Raw genomic sequence first — 8460 nt, forward strand, 5'->3', positions numbered from 1 at the left:
GAGACGACATGACTATTTTCGAACAACGAGAATCCAACATTCGAGCTTACGCTCGCACGTACCCAACGGTTTTTGTTACGGCAAAAAACTCACGTCAGATTGATGAAAATGGTAAGGAATACATTGATTTCTTCGCTGGCGCTGGGGTGCTTAACTTTGGTCATAACAACCCACACATGAAAGAAGCAATGATCGATTACATGCAAAAAGATGGTGTGCTTCACAGTTTGGATATGCAAACCCAAGCCAAAGCTAAGTTTATGCAGAAGTTTACCGATGTCATTCTTGTTCCTAGAAACATGCCACACCGTATGCAATTCATGGGACCCACTGGCACCAACGCGGTAGAGGCCGCGATGAAGCTGGCACGTAACGCCACAGGCCGTCACAACATTGTCGCCTTTAGCCAAGGCTTTCACGGCATGACGTTAGGCGCTTTGGCAGCAACGGCCAACGAGTATTTCCGTCAGGCTTCTGGCGTGCCTTTGCTGCATGTCAGCCATGAGTTATTCGATCAGGAACACGATCAAGAAGCTTCACTTGCGGCATTAGATGCATTGGCGAGTCAGTATCGTGATCCATCCAGCGGCATCAAGCCACCAGCAGCTTTTATGGTAGAAACTATCCAAGCGGAAGGCGGCGTTAACGTTGCCAGCAAAGAATGGATGCAGAAATTAGAAAAACTCGCCAAAGAATTTGGCTCTGTGTTGATCGTCGATGACATTCAAGTGGGCTGCGGCCGCACAGGTTCTTATTTCAGTTTTGATAACATGGGAATCAATCCAGACATCGTCACCTTAGCCAAAGGCATTGGTGGCGCGGGTACGCCAATGGCAATGAATCTGGTACATCCAGATTTGGATAAGCATTGGTCACCAGGTGAACACACTGGCACCTTCCGTGGACAAAACTTGTCGTTTGTCGCGGGCGAAGTCGCCTTGAGCTACTTTGACGATGACAAGCTGATGAACGAAGTCATGGAAAAAGTCAAAACGGTACGCGATGTACTAGAGCCACTGGTTAGCGAAAACAGTGCAAAAGAACTGCGCGGCAAAGGTCTGATTCTAGGTTTGGACATGGGTAGCGGTGAAGTGGCAGCGAAAGTCGTACAACGTTGTTTCCATAACGGCTTGATGCTTGGCGCTTGCGGCAGTGGCGGTCGAGTGTTGAAGATTATTCCACCATTGACCATCCCAGAAGCAGATCTTGCAGAAGGCTTGGATATTTTGAAAGACGCTGTACGTTTTGTAATGGAGGAAGCCGCATGATTGAACGCGATGATATGACATTTACTTTCGCTGAGTATCAGCGTCGGTTGGGTGAATTGCGCGCTCGCATTGCCGAGCGTCGCTTGGATGCGATTGTGATCACCGATCCAGAAAACATTACTTATTTAACTGATTACCAAACGACAGGTTATTCCTTCTTTCAGGCGCTGGTCATTCCGCTCGAAAAAGAGCCGTTTATGATCACCCGCGCGTTGGAGGAATCCAACGTGATTGCGCGTACTTGGGTAGAGGTCACACGACCTTACCCTGATACGGGCGATGCCATCCAGATGCTGGTGGATGCGTTGCGTGAATTTGGTTTAGGCAACAAACGTATTGGTTATGAACGCAATAGTTACTTCTTCCCTGCTTATCAGCAGGATTGCATTCATACCACCTTGCGAGATGCCAAATTGATGGATTGCTTCGGCATCGTCGAAGAAGGTCGGATCTGCAAGTCTCAAGAAGAAATCATGGTAATGCGTCGTGCGGCGCTCGCCACAGAAGCAGGCATGAAAGCAGGCATCGAGATTTGTCGTCCCGGTATTACGGAAAATGAAATTGGTGCGGAAATCGCCGCGGCTATGTTCCGAGCTGGTGGTGAAACGCCAGCCGTGATGCCTTACGTCACCTCTGGCCCAAGAACCATGATTGGTCACGCAACATTCGAAGGTCGTACCGTTCTACCCGGCGAGCATGTCTTTCTCGAAGTGGGTGGTTGTTATCGTCGTTATCATACGGCCATGATGCGCACTGTGATTCTTGGCGAATTGTCTGATGCCATGTATCAATCCCAAGAAATCATGAAACGCGCACTCAATGAAATTCATCGAGTGGTACAGCCTGGAATGACAGTGTCGGACGTGGATAACATGGTGCGCAATATCATTATGGACAACCAAGTGGGTGCTAGTTTGATTACTCGCTCTGGCTACTCTATCGGTATCGCCTTCCCGCCAAGCTGGGATGAAGGCTATATCATCAGCTTGAAACAAGGTAATTCTGCGGTGTTAAAACCGGGTATGACCTTCCACATGATTCCATGGATGTGGGGCATTGAAGGCGATAAAACCTGTGGTATTTCAGACACTATCGAGATCACCGAAGACGGTTGTCGCTCTTTCTTTAGCATGGATCGCGACTTCACAGTGAAATCCGGCGTAGCAGTGCCTCAGGAAAGAAGAGCAATCGAGCTGCCCAGCAGCGTATCTGTTAAAGAGCCCAGCACCTTGCCTGCTAAAGAAGAAGCGAAGAAAACCAAATCGAACACCAAGCAAGCCGAAAAAGCGGCCAGCTAATTGGAGGTGACCATGTTAACAGCAGCCAAATTAGAAACAGCAACGCTTGAAAGCATTAACCCGACGACTGGGCAAGCTTTACCTTCTTATGAAGCTTTAACGCTAGACGAAGCTCGCTCCGCCATCGATAAGGTGGCAGCAGGCTTTTCCGGATGGAAAGCCACAAGCTACCCAAAACGCGCAGCCATATTAAAGGCCGTTGCTGCTACGATGCGCGAAAACAAACACGAACTGGCCGATTTAATGGCGCTGGAAATGGGCAAGCCAATTAAAGAAGGCGTTGCCGAGGTTGAGAAAAGCGCCTGGTGCGCAGAATATTACGCTGACAATGGCGAAGCGTTTCTGACACCTGAAACCTTAGAATCGGACGCAAGCCACAGCTATGTGCAATACCCTCCTCTTGGTACGGTTTTGGGTATCTTGCCTTGGAACGCGCCGGTTTGGTTGGCATTGCGTTTTCTGGCGCCAGCCTTAATGGCGGGCAATACTTGCGTGCTAAAAGCCGATCCTAATGTGCCAGCCACGGCAAACAAATTGGTCGAATGTTTTTATCAAGCTGGTGTACCAAAAAGTGTGGTTGCTAACTTAACGGTAACAAACGCAGTGGCGAGCAAAATGATCGATCACCCAAAAGTGAAAGCTGTATCTTTCACCGGTTCTAGCAAGGCGGGACAATTCATTGCCTCGCAAGCCGCAGCGGGATTAAAACCAGCCGTGTTAGAACTTGGCGGTTCTGATCCTTGTATTCTGATGGCCGATGCGGATTTGGAAAAAGCCCTCGATATTATTACCCTATCGCGCATGGTCAATGCGGGGCAATCATGCATCTCAGTGAAGCGTTTGTTTGTCGAAAAATCAATTTACAACGAAGTCTGTGAAGCACTGCGAGAACGCTTTAGCAAACTGAAGTGTGGCGACCCAAGAGACGAAAGCAATAATTTAGGGCCATTGGCGAGAGAAGACTTACGAGATCAACTGCATCGCCAAGTATCAGAAAGCATCGCAGCTGGTGCTCGATGTTTAACAGGCGGAGACTTACCCTCTCGCTCGGGCTTCTTCTATCCGCCGACGTTATTGGTTGATGTAAAGCCTGGCATGACAGTATTTGAAGAAGAGACTTTTGGACCAGTGTTAAGCGTGACGCCAATTGATACGATTGATCAAGCGCTGGAGTTGGCAAACGACACCGAATACGGCTTAGGCGCCAGCATTTGGACCAGTAACCAAGTGGCCATAGACCGAGCCATTGAGACACTGGAGTCAGGACAAATTGCCGTCAATGGCATCGTCAAAAGTGACCCAAGGTTGCCATCAGGCGGGATTGGTAAATCCGGTTATGGACGTGAGCTTGGCCCACAAGGCATCCGCGAATTTGTCAACGTACAACAGATTTGGATTGCTTAGCGCTATATTGCTATTATGTTAAAACTCATCAAAAGAGCCTCCCTTGAGGCTTTTTTTGTCTGTGAATAAACCCTAAAAAGTAGCAAGAGTAATGAGCATGGAACCGCTGCCATATTTGAAAACCATCGAACTTAAAAGAGATTTAATCGACTCTTTTGAGGTTTATCCTTTCTCTATCCCAGCGGTAAAGGAACTGGATTTTATTGAGTTCGATAAAGCTGTGACTATTTTTGTTGGGGAAAACGGCAGTGGTAAATCCACCTTGCTCGAAGCCATTGCAGTCAGTCTTGGCTTCAACGCAGAAGGCGGCACCAAAAACTTCAACTTCGGTACGCGCAGTACTCATTCGGATCTACATAGCTACCTTCGCCTTTCGAAATCCTTTAAACGCTACCGAGACGGCTTTTTCCTACGGGCAGAAAGCTTCTATAACGTTGCCACTAATATTGATGAATTAGATGAAGACCCCTCGCCAGCACCATTTATTAAAGATAGCTATGGCGGAAAGTCGCTGCATCATCAATCCCATGGTGAGTCTTTTCTCGCTCTTATGTTGAAACGTTTCGGCGGAAATGGGCTTTATCTCCTTGACGAGCCAGAAGCCGCGCTCTCACCAACAAGACAACTCGCTGTATTGAGTCGAATGCATCAACTGATAAACAATCAATCTCAATTTATCATAGCAACACATTCACCGATTCTTATGGCGTATCCAGGAGCGAAAATTTACCAAATCGATAAAACAGGCATTTATCCAGTAAAATACGAAGACACCGAACATTACGGAGTTACCAAAGCCTTCTTGAACAACCCTGAGCCAATGTTGAGAGAACTGTTTTCATAGGAAGGAGACAGCATGGCTTTGCATGTAAATGTATTTGACCATGTTATCGAAAAGTTGATTAAGTGAACTGCATTAAACCAAATAGCCCCTTATTGCCTATGAACAACGAGCAATAAGGGGCTATGGAAGTGTCAGACAAAAAAGTCTTATTTGAACTTTAAAGTGTGGCTGTAAATACTTTAGAGAAGCTGGTTTTTTCTTGGATATCGATATTAAGACGAAGTCTTCGAGAAATATCACTGGCAGAGAAAATACCACGAATCTCATGATTTTCACGATCAAGAACAAGACAGTGACGTTCACCGTTGTTTTTAAGCGCAGTAATTACATCTGAAATGGTGGCTTTAGAAATATCCTGCCAATCCAATGCTTTTAGGTTCTTTTTAGCCGTCATCAAATCAGCTACAACAATTTCAGCTCGCTCCAAGCCTTCAGACACTTTCTGTACGATTTTGCGCTCAATGATATCGTCAGAGCTAACCACACCAATAAAATGCTTCTTTTCATCGATAACAAATTTCAAACGTACGTGTTCTTTCTGCATTAGCTCTTTGGCAGTGAGAACAGGTATTGTGGATTCAACGACCAAAGGTTTGTTGTTTTTAAAATCTGTGAAAAATAGCAATGCCGAAGAATCAATTGTTAAGTCGTAGTTTTCTTCAGGCCAAGCCAATTCATCTATTTCTGTCGTAGGGTAAAAATCAAGTGTTTTCATAAAGGCACTCCGTAGCGCTGTCTTGTCGTAAATCTAATATGGATCGTGTCTATCCATAAGCATATCTAATCATTTTGCTTAGAGTAATAGATTGCTACTAAAAATAACAATTTCAAGTCTGGGGAACAATGCTGTAAAAGGTTCTGCGTTATTTTTTAGCTGACGCAAAAACATCTTAATAATCAATCCTGATGGATAAAAGCATTCGAACTACAATGTCTGACAGTGCTAAAGTGGCAAATGATTTAAATCGCTATGCCAAGGAAACGGGGAAATATGAACACAGTCAGCCAACAGTACAAAATGAAAGGAATGCTCATCACCAATCACGAACTAGAGGTTCCGTTGGATTGGCGTTCCTTTAACAAGATCCCTAAAAAGAGCTCTAAGAAGGGCCTTAATGAAAACCCTGACAACAGTTCAATGATTACGCTGTTTGCTCGTGAGGTGGTTAATGTAAACCGCGCCGATGATGAGTTACCCTTGTTACTATTTTTACAAGGTGGCCCTGGCGGCAAATCCCCTCGCCCTATGCCAGGTTCACCGTCTTGGATGGTGGAAGCGTTAAAAACCCATCGTGTTATTCTGATCGATCAACGTGGCACAGGGCGTAGCAGTCGCATCGATACCAATCTGATCAATAAATTGTCCGCCGAAGACGGTCGTGATTATCTGCTTAAATTCCGTGCCGACAGCATAGTGGCCGACTGCGAACACTTACGTAAAACGGTCTATGGTGGTCGTTTATTTGAAACTTTGGGACAAAGCTACGGTGGCTTTATCACGCTGACGTATTTGTCCCAAGCCCCTGAAGGTCTAGCGGCGTGTTATATAACGGGCGGATTGGCAGGTTTAGAGGAATCGGCACAAGAGGTTTACCAGCTCACCTATCAGCGGGTGATCGAGAAAAACCAAGACTATTATGCTTGTTATCCAGAAGACGCCAAGGTCATGGCGAAGATCGCACAATGCCTAACAAACGAGAAAGTGCTTTTGCCTGATGGCGACCAACTTACTTTAGAACGATTCCAAAGCATCGGTATTTTACTGGGCATGGGACCAGGGATTGATCAGCTGCATTGGTTGGTCGATGAAGCCTTTGCTGGCAGCGACAAGAACAAACTCAGTGATGTATTTTTAGAACAAGTGATGAACCACACCAGCTACCATGAAGGGCCACTTTTTGCAGTCATCCATGAAAGCATTTATGGTCGACCTAATGAAAGCACTAGCTGGGCCGCACACCAGCTGCGAGATCAGTTTAGTGAATTTGACGCGTCACACTCGCCTTTGATGTTAACGGGCGAAATGATCTATCCATGGATGTTTGAACAAATTACTTCGTTACGTCCTTTTGCTGATGCTGCGAATGCTCTAGCGGACTACCAAGACTATAAGCCGCTTTACGATCTTGCCAAGCTTGCCGAGAACAAGGTGCCTATCGTCGCGGCGGTGTATCACAACGATATGTACGTGCCTCGTGAGCTGTCACTAAAAACGGCGAAGCAAGTTGCCAACACGCAAGTTTGGCTGACTAATAGCTACGAACACGACGGCGTTCGTCAATCTACAGAGGTGTTCTGCAAACTACGCGAATTGCTGTTAGATCAAGGCGGCCCCTTAAAAAGCTAAAAATAAATCTACTCTAAGGTTATGCAATCTTTCCGCATTGTTTAAGCAACAAACCGCTAAGATCCTTGCATCGAATATAAATTGATAAGGAGTTTTTATGAGTCATCCACTAAATCTCAGCGTTAAAAACATCCAAGGCGAAAGCGTTGACCTATCTACTTACCAAGGCAAAACGGTTTTGATTGTTAACGTTGCGTCTAAATGTGGTTTAACGCCTCAGTACGAAGGCCTTGAAGCCTTGTACAAGAAATACAACGAGCAAGGTTTAGAAATCCTTGGTTTCCCTGCAAACGATTTCGCGGGACAAGAACCTGGTAGCGATGAAGAGATTCAACAGTTCTGCAGCCTAACTTACGATGTGACTTTCCCAATGTTCAGCAAGATTGTTGTTACTGGTGAAGACAAGCATCCTTTATACAAAAGCCTGATTGAAGCAGCACCGGTTACGCCGAATCGTGACGCCATGGTTACCATGTTGGCCGGCCATAAAATCGAAGCGACTAAAGCACCAGAAGTGGTGTGGAACTTTGAAAAATTCCTTATCACCAAAGATGGCAAAGTGGTTCGTTTCTCGCCAGATGTGACACCTAAAGATGACGCGCTAGTTGCTGTCATTGAAGCTGATCTATAAACTTTCAGACTAAACAGATCTATAAACAAAACGAACCACTATGAAAATAGTGGTTCGTTTTGTTTTTTTATAAGCTTTTATTTAAGAGTTGCTAAGCAGCCTAAGCGATTTCATCCGGCTCCACTTTTGCCTATTCAGCTTTTTATAAATCCACAAACAACCAATATCAAACCCAAAATAAAACACACTAATACCACTTGGTGGATTGCTGCTGGTAATGAAAGAAACCGTTGAAAACCATGTATCAGGCCACGCCCAGCATTGGTAATAGGTTCCCAGCAACTCTAAATACACCACCATGAAAAACATAATGAGAAAGAACAACTCGTTGCCCGGCTTTTTTTTCAAAAACAGCACAACGCCAAGCATACAAAGAAAGCCCAATCTATCTTGGTCAAGTAACAACCAAAGGCTTGAATAGACGATCATTCCCCAATACAAAATCGAAACAACCCGCGCTTTGTTGTGTTGGATGATTTTTTCTTTTTGAATATAAAACACGGCAGCATAAATAAGACTGTGACCAAGAGGTACATAAAGCGGCACGTTTTCTAAACGATATTCGTACATTCCCAAAAGAAGGGAAAATACCACCTCACCAAATAAGGCCAAGACAACACCATATAACATCAGCTTTTTGATTTTACTGGTCACGCGTAAATACACCC

Annotated in this window: 8 protein-coding genes; 6 read left to right on the top strand and 2 right to left on the bottom strand. The window is 45.3% G+C overall.

The window, feature by feature from the left end; genetic code table 11:
- Positions 1–8: 8 nt before the first annotated feature.
- The 4 genes from CCS02_RS16785 (at position 9) to CCS02_RS16800 (ending at position 4814) form a co-directional block, all read left to right on the top strand.
- Positions 9–1268, top strand: coding sequence for an aspartate aminotransferase family protein (locus tag CCS02_RS16785; RefSeq protein ID WP_100637193.1), 1260 nt, complete (start codon positions 9–11; stop codon positions 1266–1268).
- A complete protein-coding gene (doeA, locus tag CCS02_RS16790; RefSeq protein ID WP_100637194.1) occupies positions 1265–2566 on the top strand; it encodes an ectoine hydrolase in 1302 nt (433 codons plus the stop codon). The genes CCS02_RS16785 and doeA overlap by 4 nt, the downstream gene beginning before the upstream one ends.
- Positions 2567–2578: 12 nt before the next feature.
- Positions 2579–3970, top strand: coding sequence for an NAD-dependent succinate-semialdehyde dehydrogenase (locus tag CCS02_RS16795; protein WP_100637195.1), 1392 nt, complete (start codon positions 2579–2581; stop codon positions 3968–3970).
- A gap of 97 nt (positions 3971–4067) precedes the next feature.
- On the top strand, positions 4068–4814 hold the full coding sequence (locus tag CCS02_RS16800) for an AAA family ATPase (RefSeq protein ID WP_232728899.1): 747 nt from the start codon (positions 4068–4070) through the stop codon (positions 4812–4814).
- A gap of 157 nt (positions 4815–4971) precedes the next feature.
- Here the strand turns inward: CCS02_RS16800 and CCS02_RS16805 are convergent, their stop codons facing one another.
- Positions 4972–5529: a CBS domain-containing protein gene (locus CCS02_RS16805; RefSeq protein WP_100637197.1), complete on the bottom strand. Its 558-nt coding sequence runs from the start codon at positions 5527–5529 to the stop codon at positions 4972–4974.
- 276 nt (positions 5530–5805) lie between these two features.
- Between CCS02_RS16805 and CCS02_RS16810 the strand changes: the two genes are divergently transcribed.
- Both CCS02_RS16810 and CCS02_RS16815 read left to right on the top strand, forming a co-directional pair.
- Positions 5806–7161: an alpha/beta fold hydrolase gene (locus CCS02_RS16810; protein ID WP_100637198.1), complete on the top strand. Its 1356-nt coding sequence runs from the start codon at positions 5806–5808 to the stop codon at positions 7159–7161.
- 97 nt (positions 7162–7258) lie between these two features.
- Complete coding sequence (locus tag CCS02_RS16815) at positions 7259–7792, top strand: glutathione peroxidase (protein WP_072839784.1); 534 nt, start codon at positions 7259–7261, stop codon at positions 7790–7792.
- A gap of 81 nt (positions 7793–7873) precedes the next feature.
- Here CCS02_RS16815 and CCS02_RS16820 read toward each other — a convergent pair.
- Positions 7874–8460: hypothetical protein (locus tag CCS02_RS16820; RefSeq protein ID WP_100637199.1), on the bottom strand; the 587-nt coding region annotated here is incomplete at its 5' end.

This window comes from Marinomonas sp. ef1, assembly GCF_002806845.1.
Taxonomy (GTDB): Bacteria; Pseudomonadota; Gammaproteobacteria; order Pseudomonadales; family Marinomonadaceae; genus Marinomonas; species Marinomonas polaris.